This is a genomic window from Algibacter sp. (assembly GCF_039977455.1).
Classification (GTDB): Bacteria; Bacteroidota; Bacteroidia; order Flavobacteriales; family Flavobacteriaceae; genus Algibacter_B.
This window is the reverse complement of the sequence record NZ_JBDWDG010000022.1, coordinates 628270-644443: the sequence shown is the minus strand read 5'-3', so window position 1 is coordinate 644443 and position 16174 is coordinate 628270. Positions and strand designations below refer to the sequence as shown.

The following is a 16174-nucleotide window of genomic DNA, read 5'->3' as shown; positions in this document are numbered from 1 at the left end:
TGAGATATTTAAAAACACTTTTTATTTTTTTGCTGTTAGCAAGTTGCTCTAAGGATCTTTATAAAGCATCTAAAACAGCCTATAAAAAACAGGCTAAAGCCCTTGGTAAGAGTTTACAATATATTCAGCCAGATACTATTGGTCATAAAACGGTAAACGTCATAGAATCTCAGAATTTTAGTTTACGTAAACCTAATTTTATTGTTATCCATCATACCGACCAGGAGAGTTGCGAGCAGACCTACAAAACATTTGCGCTTAAACGCACCCAAGTAAGTTCGCATTACGTTATTTGCGACGATGGTAGCATTACCCAAATGCTTAACGATTTACTTCGGGGTTGGCACGCCGGAAATTCTAGTTGGGGCAAGGTAACCGATTTAAACAGCGTTTCTATTGGTATTGAGTTGGATAATGATGGCGAAGAACCCTTTTCGTACGCTCAAATAAATAACCTAATCTGGCTGCTAGAAAAGCTAACCGAAAAGTATAACATACCTAAACAAAATATTATTGGTCATGCCGATGTAGCTCCAGGACGAAAAGTAGATCCCAGTGCGCTGTTTCCATGGAAAACCTTAGCTCATAGTGGTTTTGGTATCTGGTACGACGAAAGTAAATTAAACGACCTAGTGCTAGACGATGCTTTTAACCCCGCAAAAGCTTTAAAGTTTATTGGGTATAATATAAGTAATCTTGAAAACGCTATTTATTCGTTTAAGCTGCATTTTAACCCAAACGAGGTATCGAAAAAACTCACCGAAAAGGATAAAAAAATATTGTATTTATTGGAGTTGGAGGTTTTGAAGGGGTGAAGGATTATTTTGGCAGTTGGTTGAAGTCTTATTGAGAAATTAGCTAATAGAAAAAGTTTAAGTATGATGAACACTTTTGAGGTAATAGATATAGAATACTTAAAAGCATGTAGAACTATAGAAACAATATTGATTAACAATCGAGATTTGGCAGAAGTCTTTTTTGTCTTTAATTATGAAGGTGTATCATATAGAGTATTCAAATCTCATTTAGACTTAATCAATTTTTTTCAAAACAAATCAGAGAGCAAATTTTGTTTTGATACTGAAAATGAACTTGATGTTTTTTTAGCTGAAGTAAAATTAGTAGCATAGAAAAGTTAGAAATAAATTAATGAAAATCATACTTGTCACTTGTGCTATCATTCAATTTGAAGATAAAATTTTAGCAGTTCAAAGAAGTGAAACAATGAAACTTCCTTTGAAATGGGAATTTGCAGGTGGAAAAATTGAAGAAGGAGAATCAGAAATTGATTGTATTAAAAGAGAAATTTTTGAAGAACTAAATATTGAAATTGAAGTTAAAGAAAGGCTAACTCCAGTTACACATCAATACCCAAATTTCAAGATTAAACTAATACCTTTTAAAGCTGAATATCTTTCAGGTGAATTAAAATTAAAAGAACATTGTAGCTTTTTACTTGCTGATAGAAATGAATTGATTAATTTAGATTGGGCAGAAGCAGATTTGCCTATTTTAAAGGAATTTATTGAACTATGAATCAAGGAATATACGAACAGTTAGTAACTCAATTGGTATCTGAAAAATTAAATGAACTTGATAAAGACAAATTCTTTCTAAAGAAAAGTTTAATCGATAAAGAAGAAGCTTCAACTGTACTTTCCAAACATTTATCTACAACATTAAAGCAAGCTTTTGGTCTTTTAGGCAAAAACAAAGTTGAACAACAAATTCTAATTGCTAATAAAATAATAAGACTTTTAAAAGAAGAAATAGGTAAACAAGAATTTGAAGATGATTTAGTAAATATTGAAGGTGAAATTTTGAAAGCTGTATTTTTAAAAACTGATGCACATTTTTCTAATTTAGATTTACACCTTAAAGAAGTCACACCTTATACGACGTTAACCCAAAGTGAATTATTTACTGGTGGAAATGGAGGTTTATCTCTAGAAAGTGAACTGAAGAAAGAAATACTTTCTTCCGACAAAATAAATCTACTCGTTTCTTTTATAAAATTTAAAGGAATAATAATTCTTGAAAAAGAATTAAAAGAATTCACAGAACGTGGAGGCAAGCTTAACGTAATTACTACAACTTACATTGGAGCGACTGATTATAAAGCCATCCAGTTATTGTCAAAACTTCCAAATACAGAAGTTAAAATATCATATAATACAAGCAACGAAAGACTACACGCAAAAGCTTATCTGTTTTACAGAAATTCAGGTTTTCATACTGCATATATTGGCTCTTCAAACTTCTCTAGGTCAGCTTTAACTGATGGATTAGAGTGGAATTTGAAAGTAACTACTAAAGAAGTAAGTCATATAATAGACAAGTTTCAAAAGACATTTGATGCTTATTGGCAAAGTGATGACTTCGAATTATTCGATGATTCTATTGATAAAGAGAAGCTACAAGACGCATTAAAGCAAAGTAAATTTAGTAAACCTTACGAAAACACAACTGTTCATTTTGACATCAAACCTTTTCCATATCAAAATGAAGTTTTAGAAAAATTAGAAGTAGAAAGAAGTGTACACAATAGATTCAGAAATCTTGTTGTAGCAGCAACAGGAACTGGAAAAACAGTAATTTCTGCTTTCGATTATAAACGTTTTAGAATAAACAACAAATCATCAAAATTACTTTTTCTTGCTCATAGAAAAGAGATTTTACAAAAATCACGTTCAACTTTTCAAGGTGTTTTAAAAAATAATAACATTGGCGAATTATGGGTTGATGGTTTGGTTCCTAATAATTTTGAATATGTATTTGCTTCTGTTCAAACCGTAAATAACCAACTTGAAATAGAAAATATTTCAGCAGACTATTATGACTATATAATTATTGATGAATGTCATCATCAAAAAGCAAAAAGCTATAGGTCAATTTTAAACTATTTTAAACCCAAAGTACTTCTTGGTCTAACAGCTACTCCAGAAAGAATGGATGGTGGAGATATTTTGAAAGATTTTGACAACAAAATTGCAGCAGAAATAAGGTTACCTGAAGCAATGAATCGAAAACTACTTTGCCCTTTTCAATACTTTGGAATTACTGACAGTATAGATTTATCTCATGTTAAATGGGTTCGAGGAAGATATATCGCAAGTGAGCTAACAAATATTTACACAGAAAGCGATAGAAGAGTTGGAGAAATAATAAATGCTTTAGATAAATACACAAAAGACATCAACGATGTCAGAGCTTTAGGTTATTGCGTTTCTATGGAACACGCCAAATACATGGCAGAAAAATTCACCTTAGCAGGATTAAAAGCAGACTTTTTAACTAGTAGTAATAGTAAGGACAGAATTCAAATTCGTCAAAAATTAGAGAAGAAAGAAATTAATTATTTATTTGTTGTTGACATCTTTAATGAAGGTATTGATATCCCTGAAATTGACACTTTGCTCTTTTTAAGACCAACAGAAAGTCTAACAATATTTTTACAACAACTAGGAAGAGGTTTAAGATTGTATGAAGAGAAGGATTGCTTAACCGTTTTAGATTTTGTTGGAAATTCTAGACCTGAATATAATTTTGAAAGCAAATTCAGAGCCTTAATTGGTAAAACAAATACAACAGTTGTTAAAGAAGTACAAGATAATTTTCCTCACTTACCTTTAGGATGCTCGATAATTTTAGAGAAAAAGACAAAAGAAACTATTCTAAAAAATATAACAGCTGCAACATCTTTAAATAAGAACAAGTTAATTCAAAGAATACAACAGTTTCAACACGATACAGATTTGTCATTAACCCTTGGAAATTTTAGTAAGTTTTATAATATTCCATTACAATCTATTTACAAAAGAGATAGCTGGAAAAGACTTTGTCAACTTGCAGGAAAAATTAATGATTTCGATTCTGAAAATGAAAAAGCAATTGTTTCTGCAATTTCAAATAAATGGCTTTCAACAAATTCTTTAAGCTATTTTTCTTTCATTTTAAAAATTGCAAAACAAAATTTTATTATAAATATTTCTGACTTTAATTCGAATGAAAAAACAATGCTGTTAATGTTACATTATGATGTTTGGCAAAAAGAAGGTGGATTTGACTCATTAGAAAAAAGCATAAAATCAATTGGCACGAATAGTGTTTTAATTGAAGAAATAAAAGAAGTTCTAGAAGTGTTAATTGAGAATATCGATTTTAAAGAATTACCTGTTAAACTTCCTTATGAACAACCACTAAAACTGCATAGTCGTTACACTAGAGATCAAATTTTAGCTGCTTTTAAGCTTAGCAGTTTCGAAAAAAAATCATCAAACAGAGAAGGAACTGCAGAAAACAAAAATTTAAACACAGAAATCTTGTTTATCAATCTTGTTAAATCTGAAGAAAATTTTTCACCAACAACAATGTATGATGATTATGCCGTAAATGAATTATTATTTCATTGGCAAACCCAAAATTCTGCAAGACCAGATTTAGGTAAAGGTTTATCTTATGTTAATCATTTAGAAACAGAAAAAAGAATATTATTATTTGTTCGAGAAAAAGCGAAAAACCAATTTGGTAAAAGTTTAGGCTTTGTTTTTATTGGAGAAGGAAAACTAAAAGACCATAACGGTTCCAAACCAATGAGTATTAATTGGGAGCTCGAAGAACCAATGCCACATTACTTATGGAAAGATGCTGCTAAATTATCGATTGGGTAAACCCCCAAAACAAACTTAAATACTTATAAATCAGTAGGTATAAAAATAATTGCTTAAATTAGATAGGTATAGATTACAAGGCTATTAATTAATCTTCCACCTATGAGTAAAAGCAATTTAAACATCTTAGACCTAAATTCTGTTTTTTCTTTTAAATCCCTACTTTTAAAAATAATTGGCGTTTCCTGTACGGTTATTGCCATTAAAGGCTTTATGATTCCTAATCTCTTTTTAGATGGTGGCCTTTTGGGTATTTCCATTCTTATCCATGAGTTTTATCATATTGATGTTTCAATTCCGTTAATACTCCTCAATTTACCTTTTGTATATATTGGCTATAAAAAATTTGGTAAAAACTTTGCTGCGCATACCTTTTTATCTTTAGTATTTCTTGGTTTTCTTTTAAGCCTTTTGCCAGTGCCTACAGTAACTCGAGACCATTTTCTTGTCGCCGTATTTGGAGGTGTTTTTGTTGGTCTTGGTATTGGTTTAATTATTAGGGGTGGCGGTGTTATTGATGGTTTAGAGGTTATTGCCGCATACACAAATACCCAATTTGGCTTATCGACCACCGAAATTATTATGGCCATAAACACCACCATTTTCTTAATTATAGCCTTCTTTTTAGGATTGGAAAAAGCCATGTATTCGATTATTACTTTTTTTACGGCTTTAAAAATTTCGGATTATGTGGTGGATGGCTTTGAGAAATTAATTTCGTTAACTATTATCTCTCCTAACGACCAACTTATTAAGGAATTGATTGTTAATCAATTTAATAAGCCCATAACCATCTATAAAGGCGAACGTGGCAACTTACCAGGAAGCTACAATATAAAATATGATTGTGAGGTTATTGTAACGGTTGTTACCCGATTAGAAGTACATAAAATGAGAAAAGCCATTGCGAAAGCAGACCCAAAAGCATTTATGTTTATTCAAAATATAAAGGAAGTAGATGGTGGTGTTATTAGCAGAAAAACTGGGCACTGATGAAACCGAGTATAGCTATAATACGTAAGGATGTTGAACGTTTTTTAAACGACAACTTACCTAAATATTTTACCTATCATAATACCGAGCACACCTTATATGTTTATGAAAAAGCTATATATATTGCCCATAAAGAAAAGGTAAGCGGTAAAGATTTAGCCTTATTAAAAATAGCAGCTTTGTATCATGATATTGGGTTTACAAAAACGCATGTAGAACATGAAAAGGTAGGTTGTAAAATGGCCCAAAAGCAGTTGAGAAATTATGGCTATTCTAAGGAAGACTTGCATGCTATTTGCGGCATGATTATGGCAACAAAGATTCCGCAGAGCCCAAAAAACCTGCTGGAACAAATTTTAGCAGATGCCGATTTAGAATATTTAGCAACGTCCAAATACCTAAAAATTAGCACTGCTTTATATCAAGAATTACTACATTTTAATCCAAATTTAAGTGCGGCCGATTGGCATACTATTCAGCTTACATTTATTAAAAATCATACCTATCATACGGCCTATTGTAAACACTATAAAACCTTTAGGAAAAATAAAAATTTGGCGCTTTTAGAGTCTCGGGTTTAACTAGTACAACAATATAATTGCATACTGTTTTTATACAATAGAGGCTATAGTGTTCATTTACAACTAATTATTTACTATATTTATTAGCCTTTAGCAGTCTCTCAAATCACAAATAAAACATATTCTACTTATTCGTGTGTACGCTGTGCGGTTTTCAAATTAAACCTTTAGTTTGACTGTCGTTATTATTAATCAATTTTAACTTATCAACTAATGAAAACGTCTAACCGATTAATTCAACTACTTCTTGTTGCGCTATTTTTTAATATGTCAACGCTATTTGCCCAAGACACATACTATGTTACCATTCATGTAGAAACCAACAACATTACTAATCAGAATAAATTAGAGGTTTGTTATTTTACTTCAGAAGCACCAAACGGTGATATAACGACTTCTAGTGGTAATATTGAAGATTTTAATATTGAAGTTAATCCTGAAGATAGAATTATCTGGCGAGGCGTGTCTACCACTAATCCTGAAACAGATATAGTTAATGTAAGGTCCATAAATCATCAAGGTGGTCAAAATGTTTTTGGCAGAAATCTTTTAAATGGAAATGGTGAAACTCCCGAACTTGTTATTGGAATAGTCGATCCTGGAACCCGTGGACGTGTCGAAAAATACGCCATTAAAATTACGGTTTATAATGCTGGTAGCAAACGCGGAAACTATCGTATTGACCCTAAAATAACGGTTAAACCTTAATCCTATTTCAAATTAGTTTACCATAAAATGAAATTTAACCAACCATTTTTTTTCTTAATAACCTTAAAGACCTGTTTGCTAATAGGCTTCTTTTGCTATTCTACTATGGGTTTTGGTCAAGAAAAATCAGACTCAGACCGGTTGGAACATAGGTATATAAATAATACGTATTCTAACAGTGAAAAGCTGACTCTATTAAATGAATTGGCACAAAACCATCCAGATCCACAAAAAAAATTACACTATAGCTTAGAGTTAATTAAAACCACCAAATTACTAGATTCTAGCAGGCTCCTTTTTCAAGCTTATATGCATAAAGGTGCTGCACTGCGATTAAAAAGTGATTTTACTCAAGCCTTAGAAAGTTATTTTGAAGCTGCAAACATAGCATCCAATAACGAAAGCCGGCGGGATTTGGGATTGGTTAATATTTCCATTGCCGATGTTTACTCCATAACGAGCAATCATGAAAATGCAGTGAAGTACTATAAATTGGGAATGGATTTATTAAAAAAAGAAAACGACCTTGAAAATTATGCCAATGGCTTATCCAATTTAGGGGACGAGTATTTTAATAAAAAGGAATATGATTTAGCAATGGAATGTTTTATGGAGTCTGGTTTAATTTTTCGGAAAATTAACTCTTTAGAAGGCAATGCTTTTGTTTTAGGAAACATGGGTATGGTCTATGCAGAGCAAGGTAAAGATGACTTAGCAGAAGCCAATATTAATGAGGCCATTCGCATGATGGAAAATCTAGAATTGTATTATCCTATTTCCGTTTATCTTAGGTATATGTCCGATATATACAGGTCTAAAAACAATAGAAAAGCGGCAATAGAATATTCCAAAAGAAGTTTGGATTTAGCAACAAAATACGGCTTAAAAGATCAAATAAGTCATGCGAACTTGCAACTTTCTAAATTATACGAACTAAATGGCAGTTATAAGAAATCTTTAAGTCATTTTAAAAATCATTCCAGCTTTAAAGATAGTGTTGCCAATATTGAAAAGGTTCAAAAAATGGCAGATTTACGTACCGAGTTTGAGGTTTCAAAAAAACAAACAGAAGTCGACTTATTAACGCAGCAACAAAAAACACAAAATATTCAAGTCGACTTATTAAACCAACAAAATAAAAACAGGCAGAATTTGGTGATAGCTACCATTATCGCCTTGTTTTTAATATTAATGATTGCCTTCGGGTTATTTAGACGAAACAAGTACATAAGTAAAACCAAATTAATAATTGAAGAAGAAAAGCAAAGATCGGACAATTTGTTGCTTAATATTTTACCAGAAGAAACAGCACAAGAGCTTAAAAAATATGGTAAAGTAGAAGCAAAACGATTTGATTCGGTAACTGTTCTATTTACCGATTTTAAAAGTTTTACAAGTTACTCTGAAAAGCTAACACCAGAAAAATTGGTAAAAAGTGTGGATTATTATTTTTCAAAATTTGATACTATTATCGAAAAATATGAACTCGAAAAAATAAAAACGGCAGGAGATTCGTATATGTGTGCAGGTGGATTGCCATTTCCTACCCATGATCATGCTGTTAAAATGACGCTCGCCGCATTTGAAATTGTTCAGTTTGTTGAAGAGTCCAAACTTTTAAACAATCCAGATATCGCCCATTTTGATATTCGTATTGGTATAAACACAGGTCCTGTTGTAGCTGGTGTTGTAGGTACAAAAAAGTTTGCTTATGATATTTGGGGCGATACCGTTAATGTGGCCTCAAGAATGGAATCTAGTTCTGTACCAGGAAAAATAAATATTGCAGAAAACACCTATCAATTAATTAAAGATGCTTTTGAGTGTGACTATAGGGGTGAAATTGATGTGAAAAACAAGGGGGTTTTGAAAATGTATTTTGCAAAAAGCATTAAAGAAAAAACCTTTTATGCCTTTATGAATGGCCAAAAGGAGGTGGTTTAATTAAAACATCTAAATTTCCTAAAGAGGACAGTCTAAACCGATACCTTGTTGTTGAACGGTTTAATAAACCCACTACCTACGTTTCTTTTTACTCTTAAACTTTGCCTTGTTCTTGCGTTTATTAAAAGGCACAGCATCATCAAAGGTGTGTTTAGCTTCTCCTGTTGGTTTGTTTTTACGCCACTTTTATTTTTATTAAATTATACCATGTTAGACCAAATTCAGTATTTAGTTCAAAACTCGAATCGAAGGATTGTCCCCTTGAGGGGACAGTCTAAACCGATACCTTGTTGTTTAAGGGTTGATTAACCCCACTACCTACGTTTCTTTTTACTCTTAAACTTCGCCTTGTTTTGCGTTTATAGAAAAGGCACAGCATCATCAAAAGGTGTGTTTAGCTTCTCCCGTTGGTTTGTTTTTACGCCACTTTTATTTTTACTAAATTATACCATGTTAGACCAAATTCAGTATTTAGTTCAAAACTCGAATCGAAGGATTGTCCCCTTGAGGGGACTTTAGGGGTGTCAGAGAACAAAAGGTAACCCATGAAAAACAAAATAATCCCATACCATCCAAAATTAAAACTTTTAGCAAGACAGTTACGAAAAAACAGTACGTTACCCGAAGTTTTGTTGTGGCAAAATATTAAACAACGAGCTTACGGTGTGCAATTTCACAGGCAAGTACCTATGCTTAGCTATATAGTTGATTTTTATTGTCATGAAATTGGTTTAGCCATAGAAATTGATGGCAGTAGTCATGACCATATTTGCGACCATGATGCTAAAAGACAAACTGAATTGGAAGCTTATGATGTTACTTTTTTAAGGTTCTCCAATGAGGAAATAAAAAAGAATATGTTTAGTGTTTTATTGGTTATTGAAGTGACTGTAAAGGAATTGAAGAGGGGTTTGTGAAAATTAGGCTTCTTAAAAACACCCCTAAAGTCCCCTCAAGGGGACAGTCTAAACCGATACATTGTTAATTAAAGGTTTATCAAACCCACTGCCTACCCTTTTTTTTTAAGGTTCTCCAATGAGGAAATAAAAAAGAATATGTTTAGTGTTTTATTGGTTATTGAAGTGACTGAAAAGGAATTGTAGAGGGGCTTGTGAAAACTAGGCTTCTTAAAAACACCCCTAAAGTCCCCTCAAGGGGACAGTCTAAACCGATACATTGTTAATTAAAGGTTTATCAAACCCACTACCTACGTTTCTTTTTACTCTTAAACTTCGCCTTGTTCTTGCGTTTATTAAAAGGCACAGCATCATCAAAGGTGTGTTTAGCTTCTCCTGTTGGTTTGTTTTTACGCCACTTCTCTGTTTTTTCGGGTAGTAATACTTTTAATAAATCGGGTCTGCCAACTTTGTTTAAAGTCTTTTTTATCCAAGCTTTATTTTCATCTTTATACCAAAAGAAAAAACGGTGTTGTTCGTCTTTCTCTTTACGTGTTTTAGGCGTGTTTACTTTTTTAAGCGTGTATGGATGGTAACCAGAATAATAAATTACCGTAGCCACCGTCATAGGTGTAGGTGTAAAACCTTGTACTTGCTCTAATTGGAAGCCCATATCTTTAGTTTCGGCAGCTAGGTTCGCCATATCTTCCACTTCACAAGCTGGGTGATTCGAAATAAAATAAGGGATTAACTGAAGTTTTAAACCTTTAGCTATATTAATTTTATCGAAACGCTCTTTAAACTTATGGAAGTAGCTAAACGATGGTTTACGCATCAGTTTCAACACAGGATCACTAGTGTGTTCTGGTGCAACTTTAAGTCTACCAGAAACGTGTTTGGTCATCACCTCTTCGGTATAATCATCTAACTCTTTAGGATCGGCATTTTTATTAAACTCTGGGACCAACATATCGTGGCGAATACCCGAACCAATAAACGATTTTTTTACTTGTGGATGACTATCAACCGCCTGATACAACTCGGTTAACGGTTTATGCGAGGTATCTAAATTGCTACAAATAACTGGGGAAATACAACTAGGTGCCACACACTTATCGCAAATAGACTGTACCTTTCCTTTCATTTGATACATGTTGGCACTTGGCCCTCCAATATCAGATAAATAGCCTTTAAAATCTGGCATATTTGCAACCGTATCTACTTCTTTTAAAATAGATTCTTTACTACGCGACGCAATAAATTTTCCTTGGTGTGCAGATATGGTGCAAAAGCTGCAGCCACCAAAACACCCACGATGAATGTTAATGGAAAACTTAATCATTTCGAAGGCCGGAATAGGCCCACGCTTATTATATTTTGGATGAGGTAATCGTGTATAAGGATAATCGAAAGAGGCATCAATCTCGCTTTCCGTCATGGTTGGATATGGCGGATTAATCATTAAGGTTTTATCCCCTATTTTCTGGAAAATACGTCGCGCCGCTAATTTGTTCGACTCTTGCTCTATTACTTTAAAGTTAGAAGCGTATTTTTTCTTATCCTTTAAACAGACTTCGTGCGAGGCTATTTCAACATCTTCCCAATTACTATTTTTTGGTATTTTTTCACCTTCATTTAAAAGTACTGCCGTTTGGTTAACCGTGTTTATACTATTAAAAGGGACTCCTTTTTCTAGCAAACGCACCACTTCGCGCAAAGGTTGTTCCCCCATGCCATAAACCAACATATCGGCTTTGGAGGTTTCCAAAATAGAAGGTAACAATTTATCACTCCAATAATCGTAATGGGTAACACGGCGCAACGATGCCTCAATACCACCAATTAAAACCGGTGTATCTGGCCATTTTTCTTTTAAAATTTTAGAATAAACCGTTGTTGCATAATCCGGACGAAAACCAATATCACCATTTGGTGTATAGGCATCCTTATCGCGACGTTTTTTATTAGCATTATAATTACTAATCATGGGGTCCATACAACCTCCAGTAACACCAAAAAATAATTTTGGAGCGCCAAGTTTTACAAAATCCTGAAGATTATCGTTTACATTGGGTTGAGGTACGATAGCTACACGTAAACCAAAACTTTCTAGCATACGCCCAATAACAGCTGGTCCAAAAGTTGGATGATCCACATAGGCATCGCCGCTAAATAGGATAACATCTAGTGCTTCCCATCCGCGTATTTTTACCTCTTTATTTGTGGTAGGTAACCAATCAGAAAGTTTTAATTCTTGCATAGGTTGCAAAAGTAATCAAAAATTAAAGCATCATTGTTTTTGTTGAGAAATAAAACATAATTTTGGATTGAAAATTTCAGAATAAGGATGAAAAAATTATTATTTGTTTTTATTGCTTTACTGCAGACTATCAACGTTGTTTCGCAAATTAAGTTTGAAAAAGGCTACTATATTGATAAATCTGGTAATAAGGTAGAGTGTTACTTTAAGAACCATGATTTTCAAAGTGCACCAGAAACAATTAAATATAAATTACAACCAGAATCTGAAATTAAGATTTTAAACCTTAAAACAGTAAATGAATTTAGCGCTAATAGTTCATATAAGTTTATAAGAAAAAATGTTGAAATTGGTGAAGCTCATGAGTTGAATAAAAAGGAAAAAGATTATGCATTCAAACACCAAGAGCTTTTCTTAAAGGTGTTAAATGAGGGTAAAGCAAGTCTATATTCTTATAATAAAAACGGTAATGAAACTTTCTTTTTTTCTACCAGTATTTTAGAGACTAAACAGTTAATTTTTAAAAGTTACACTGTAGACAATTTAAAAACTAAACAAGAAAACAGGGGATATAGGAAACAATTATTCGATAACTTAAAATGTGATGCCATTAGCTTTAGTGATGCTATTAACTTAAAATATGAAAAGAAGGATTTAATTAGATTTTTTAAAAGGTATAATGAATGTGAAAATTCAAAAAACATTATATACCTTAAAAAACAAAAAACGTTTAACATCAACTTACGTCCCAGAATAAATAATGCTTCATTGACATTAACTGAAAGAGGGGATAAAGATAATCTGGATTCTTATGATTTTGGAAGTAAGACGTCTTTTGGAATAGGAGTTGAAATTGAAGCGCTATTTTCTAATAATAAATGGGCTGTTTCAATTGAGCCAACTTATCAAAAATATAATTCTGAAATAACAACTCAAATAGTGGGTTCTCTTGATGAAACATTTACTGTAGATTATTCTTCATTAGAAATGCCATTAACATTAAGACACTATTCTTTTATTAATAGTAACTCTAAACTATTCGTAAACGCATCATTGGTAATGGATTTTACATCTAATTCGTCAATATTGCAAAGGTTAGATGAATTAGTTCTTGATGAGCTTGATATAGTATCTAATTTAAATGTTGCATTTGGTGTAGGCTACACGTTTAAAAATAAATATAGCGCAGAATTAAGATTTTACTCGAAAAGAAATGTTGTTAACCAATTAATTGATTGGACATCATCTTATAATTCGACATCTATAATATTTGGGTGCAAGTTATTTTAGTACCTTTATTTGTGGTAGGTAATTAATCTAATAATTGTTTACTTATAACAGAACAGAGTCACCGCTAAAACATGATAACTCACTTATTTTGGGTACTGCGCATGGGGTAAAACCTTTAATAATTCTATTTAACGTGTGGTTTTAGTTTTCCATTTCACAACTAAATCTTGAAAGTAACTACAGGGCGTTTGGCATGATTAACCAAATCTTCACTAATACTACCATTAAAAAAATGAGAAATACCTTGCCTGCCATGGGTGCTCATGCCAATTAAATCGGCGTTTATAGATTCCGAAAAATTCATAATGCCCTTTTCAATCGTAACATCATTATAAGTATTTAAGGTGTAGTTTTTAAAATTGGAAGACTCTACAAAAGCTTTCATACGTTCATTTGTTTCTTCCGAAGGCATAAATTTATTTGGCGTATTTACGGTTAGCAAATGCAGTTTAGCATTAAAATTTTTGGCAAATGCAATGGCTTTTTTGTAGGTTTCTTTGCTTTCATCTTTAAAATCCGAAGCAAAAACAAAATTAGAGACGTTAAAGCTTTCGTGTTCCTTTTTAACAACAAGTACTGGTATTTCAGAAGTTCTTACTACTTTTTCGGTATTACTTCCAATTAGCATTTCCCGTAAACCACTTACACCGTTGGACCCCATGACAACCAGGTCGATGTTGAACTTTTTACAATTATGAAAAATGCCTTTAAAAATCTCGTTAAAATCTACGGTTTCGTGTACAGTTATGTCATTCAGGTATCTTTTTCTTAAAATAGACTTAAATCGTTTATGTGCTAATTTCATAAAAAACATAGCCTCAGGTAAATCGCTTTGCGAGCTCATAGCGTCAACTTCGTGCAAGGGCATTTCAATAAGGTGAAGTAAAAAAATTTCGGCATTATGAGTTTTAGCTAACTGAGCAGCAACTTTTAAAGCGTTTTCAGCCTGGTCTGAAAAATCGGTAGGAACAAGTATTTTTTTCATATGATAGTAGTTGTGGTGTATCTAAATTTATGAAATATTCCTTTAAAAATCAATAAAATATTATATATTTGCATCGTTGAAAGGCGGAATTAAAGATATGAGGGGACGGAAAGTCCCCTCTTTTTATACTAAAAATGTTTAAAAATACAGTTACAGAATTACTAGAAACGGCGTTATTGGAACGTCCAGATTTGTTTTTAATAGATTTTTCTATAAATACAGAAAATCATATTAAGATAATAATAGATGGCGATAATGGGCTTTTAGTTGAGGATTGTATGTTTATTAGCAGAGCCATAGAACATAATATTGACAGAGACGAACACGATTTTTCTTTAGAGGTTATGTCGGCAGGTGCGGCATCACCTTTAACACACAAACGCCAGTATAAGAAAAATATTAAAAGAACGCTTAGTGTAAGAACCAGTTCTGAAGAAATTGAAGGGACACTTACCGAAGCTACTGAAGATAATATCAAATTAGAGTGGAAAGTTAGAGAGCCTAAACCAATTGGTAAGGGTAAAGTAACTGTTAAAAAGGAAGTTAGTATTCCTTATGAAAATATTGTAGAAGCAAAAGTTATGATTAAATTTTAATTTAAAGAGTTATGGAAAATATCGCATTAATTGAATCTTTTTCAGAATTCAAAGATGATAAGCTAATTGACAGAGTTACGTTAATGGCAATTTTAGAGGATGTATTTAGAAGTGCCTTAAAAAAGAAATTTGGCGATGATGATAATTTTGATATTATTGTAAACCCAGATAAAGGTGATTTAGAAATATGGAGAAATAGAGTTGTTGTTGCCGATGGCGAAGTTGAAGAGCCTAATCAAGAAATTACAATAACTGAAGCTCGTAAAATTGAGCCTGATTTTGAGGTTGGTGAAGATGTATCTGAAGAAGTTAAGCTTATCGATTTAGGTAGACGTGCTATTTTAGCATTACGTCAAAACCTAATTTCTAAAATTCATGAGCACGATAATACTATAATTTATAAGCAATTTAAAGATTTAGTAGGGGAAATATATACAGCAGAAGTACACCATATTCGTCACAGAGCTGTTATTTTATTAGATGATGAAGGTAACGAAATTGTGCTTCCAAAAGATAGACAAATACCTTCAGATTTCTTCAGAAAAGGAGATAATGTAAGAGGAGTAATTGATAGTGTAGAGCTTAAAGGCGCTAAACCAACAATTATTATGTCTAGAAGCTCACCTAAGTTTTTAGAAAAATTATTTGAACAAGAAATACCAGAAGTTTTTGATGGCTTAATTACCATTAAGCATGTGGTAAGAATTCCAGGAGAAAAGGCAAAAGTAGCTGTCGATTCTTATGATGATAGAATAGATCCTGTTGGAGCTTGTGTAGGTATGAAGGGTTCAAGAATTCACGGTATTGTACGTGAGTTAGGTAATGAAAATATTGATGTTATTAACTATACCAATAATTTACCATTATTTATAACTAGAGCGTTAAGTCCAGCACGTGTAACTTCAATTAAATTAAATGAAGAAACTAAACGCGCTGAGGTTATCTTAAAGCCAGAAGAAGTAAGTAAAGCTATTGGTAGAGGTGGTCATAACATCCGTTTAGCTGGTCAGTTAACAGGCTACGAAATTGACGTATTTAGAGAAGGCGCAGAGGAAGATGTTGAGTTACGTGAGTTTACAGATGAAATTGAAGGTTGGATTATTGAAGAGTTTAGTAAAGCAGGTTTAGACACTGCAAAAAGTATATTAGAACAAGACGTTAAAGATCTTGTTAAGAGAACCGACTTGGAGGAAGAAACCATCCAAGATGTTATAAGAATTCTTAAAGAAGAATTTGAAGATTAGTAAATAA

General features: G+C 32.4%; 14 protein-coding genes. 12 read left to right on the top strand and 2 right to left on the bottom strand.

What is annotated here, in order from left to right:
- The first annotated feature begins 29 nt into the window (after positions 1 to 29).
- From ABJM36_RS11740 to ABJM36_RS11700, 9 genes are all read left to right on the top strand, one after another.
- Positions 30 to 815 (top strand): N-acetylmuramoyl-L-alanine amidase, encoded by a 786-nt coding sequence (locus ABJM36_RS11740; protein WP_348451634.1) that lies wholly within the window; start codon positions 30 to 32, stop codon positions 813 to 815.
- 63 nt (positions 816 to 878) lie between these two features.
- Complete coding sequence (locus tag ABJM36_RS11735) at positions 879 to 1130, top strand: hypothetical protein (RefSeq protein WP_348451633.1); 252 nt, start codon at positions 879 to 881, stop codon at positions 1128 to 1130.
- A gap of 19 nt (positions 1131 to 1149) precedes the next feature.
- Entirely contained in the window at positions 1150 to 1536 is a 387-nt protein-coding gene (locus ABJM36_RS11730) for a (deoxy)nucleoside triphosphate pyrophosphohydrolase (RefSeq protein ID WP_348451632.1), read from the top strand.
- Entirely contained in the window at positions 1533 to 4670 is a 3138-nt protein-coding gene (locus ABJM36_RS11725) for a DUF3427 domain-containing protein (RefSeq protein ID WP_348451631.1), read from the top strand. The genes ABJM36_RS11730 and ABJM36_RS11725 overlap by 4 nt, the downstream gene beginning before the upstream one ends.
- Positions 4671 to 4772: 102 nt before the next feature.
- Positions 4773 to 5663 (top strand): YitT family protein, encoded by an 891-nt coding sequence (locus ABJM36_RS11720; protein ID WP_348451630.1) that lies wholly within the window; start codon positions 4773 to 4775, stop codon positions 5661 to 5663.
- Positions 5663 to 6244, top strand: a complete 582-nt coding sequence (locus ABJM36_RS11715; RefSeq protein ID WP_348451629.1) for an HD domain-containing protein — start codon at positions 5663 to 5665, stop codon at positions 6242 to 6244. The genes ABJM36_RS11720 and ABJM36_RS11715 overlap by 1 nt, the downstream gene beginning before the upstream one ends.
- A 213-nt stretch (positions 6245 to 6457) precedes the next feature.
- Positions 6458 to 6952 carry a hypothetical protein gene (locus ABJM36_RS11710; RefSeq protein WP_348451628.1) on the top strand — a complete coding sequence of 165 codons (495 nt, stop codon included), beginning with the start codon at positions 6458 to 6460 and terminating at the stop codon, positions 6950 to 6952.
- Between the two features lie 27 nt (positions 6953 to 6979).
- Positions 6980 to 8896, top strand: a complete 1917-nt coding sequence (locus ABJM36_RS11705) for an adenylate/guanylate cyclase domain-containing protein (protein WP_348451627.1) — start codon at positions 6980 to 6982, stop codon at positions 8894 to 8896.
- A 545-nt stretch (positions 8897 to 9441) separates the two neighbouring features.
- Positions 9442 to 9813: a DUF559 domain-containing protein gene (locus ABJM36_RS11700; protein ID WP_348451626.1), complete on the top strand. Its 372-nt coding sequence runs from the start codon at positions 9442 to 9444 to the stop codon at positions 9811 to 9813.
- 286 nt (positions 9814 to 10099) lie between these two features.
- Here ABJM36_RS11700 and ABJM36_RS11695 read toward each other — a convergent pair whose 3' ends face one another.
- Entirely contained in the window at positions 10100 to 12052 is a 1953-nt protein-coding gene (locus tag ABJM36_RS11695; protein ID WP_348451625.1) for a YgiQ family radical SAM protein, read from the bottom strand.
- Positions 12053 to 12139: 87 nt separating this feature from the next.
- On the opposite strand from ABJM36_RS11695, the gene ABJM36_RS11690 reads away from it, so the two are divergent.
- Entirely contained in the window at positions 12140 to 13342 is a 1203-nt protein-coding gene (locus tag ABJM36_RS11690) for a tRNA modification GTPase (protein ID WP_348451624.1), read from the top strand.
- Between the two features lie 160 nt (positions 13343 to 13502).
- On the opposite strand, the gene ABJM36_RS11685 is transcribed toward ABJM36_RS11690, so the two are convergent.
- Entirely contained in the window at positions 13503 to 14327 is an 825-nt protein-coding gene (locus ABJM36_RS11685; protein WP_348451623.1) for a universal stress protein, read from the bottom strand.
- Positions 14328 to 14461: 134 nt separating this feature from the next.
- On the opposite strand from ABJM36_RS11685, the gene rimP reads away from it, so the two are divergent.
- Positions 14462 to 14923, top strand: a complete 462-nt coding sequence (rimP, locus tag ABJM36_RS11680) for a ribosome assembly cofactor RimP (protein ID WP_348451622.1) — start codon at positions 14462 to 14464, stop codon at positions 14921 to 14923.
- Positions 14924 to 14934: 11 nt separating this feature from the next.
- Complete coding sequence (nusA, locus tag ABJM36_RS11675; protein ID WP_144115099.1) at positions 14935 to 16167, top strand: transcription termination factor NusA; 1233 nt, start codon at positions 14935 to 14937, stop codon at positions 16165 to 16167.
- Positions 16168 to 16174: the final 7 nt, after the last annotated feature.

Coding starts and splice junctions, on each gene's coding strand:
- ABJM36_RS11735 (WP_348451633.1), top strand. CDS start 879: ATGATGAACACTTTTGAGGTAATAGATATAGAATACTTAAAAGCATGT.
- ABJM36_RS11730 (WP_348451632.1), top strand. CDS start 1,150: ATGAAAATCATACTTGTCACTTGTGCTATCATTCAATTTGAAGATAAA.
- ABJM36_RS11725 (WP_348451631.1), top strand. CDS start 1,533: ATGAATCAAGGAATATACGAACAGTTAGTAACTCAATTGGTATCTGAA.
- ABJM36_RS11720 (WP_348451630.1), top strand. CDS start 4,773: ATGAGTAAAAGCAATTTAAACATCTTAGACCTAAATTCTGTTTTTTCT.
- ABJM36_RS11715 (WP_348451629.1), top strand. CDS start 5,663: ATGAAACCGAGTATAGCTATAATACGTAAGGATGTTGAACGTTTTTTA.
- ABJM36_RS11710 (WP_348451628.1), top strand. CDS start 6,458: ATGAAAACGTCTAACCGATTAATTCAACTACTTCTTGTTGCGCTATTT.
- ABJM36_RS11705 (WP_348451627.1), top strand. CDS start 6,980: ATGAAATTTAACCAACCATTTTTTTTCTTAATAACCTTAAAGACCTGT.
- ABJM36_RS11700 (WP_348451626.1), top strand. CDS start 9,442: ATGAAAAACAAAATAATCCCATACCATCCAAAATTAAAACTTTTAGCA.
- ABJM36_RS11695 (WP_348451625.1), bottom strand. CDS start 12,052: ATGCAAGAATTAAAACTTTCTGATTGGTTACCTACCACAAATAAAGAG.
- ABJM36_RS11690 (WP_348451624.1), top strand. CDS start 12,140: ATGAAAAAATTATTATTTGTTTTTATTGCTTTACTGCAGACTATCAAC.
- ABJM36_RS11685 (WP_348451623.1), bottom strand. CDS start 14,327: ATGAAAAAAATACTTGTTCCTACCGATTTTTCAGACCAGGCTGAAAAC.
- rimP (WP_348451622.1), top strand. CDS start 14,462: ATGTTTAAAAATACAGTTACAGAATTACTAGAAACGGCGTTATTGGAA.
- nusA (WP_144115099.1), top strand. CDS start 14,935: ATGGAAAATATCGCATTAATTGAATCTTTTTCAGAATTCAAAGATGAT.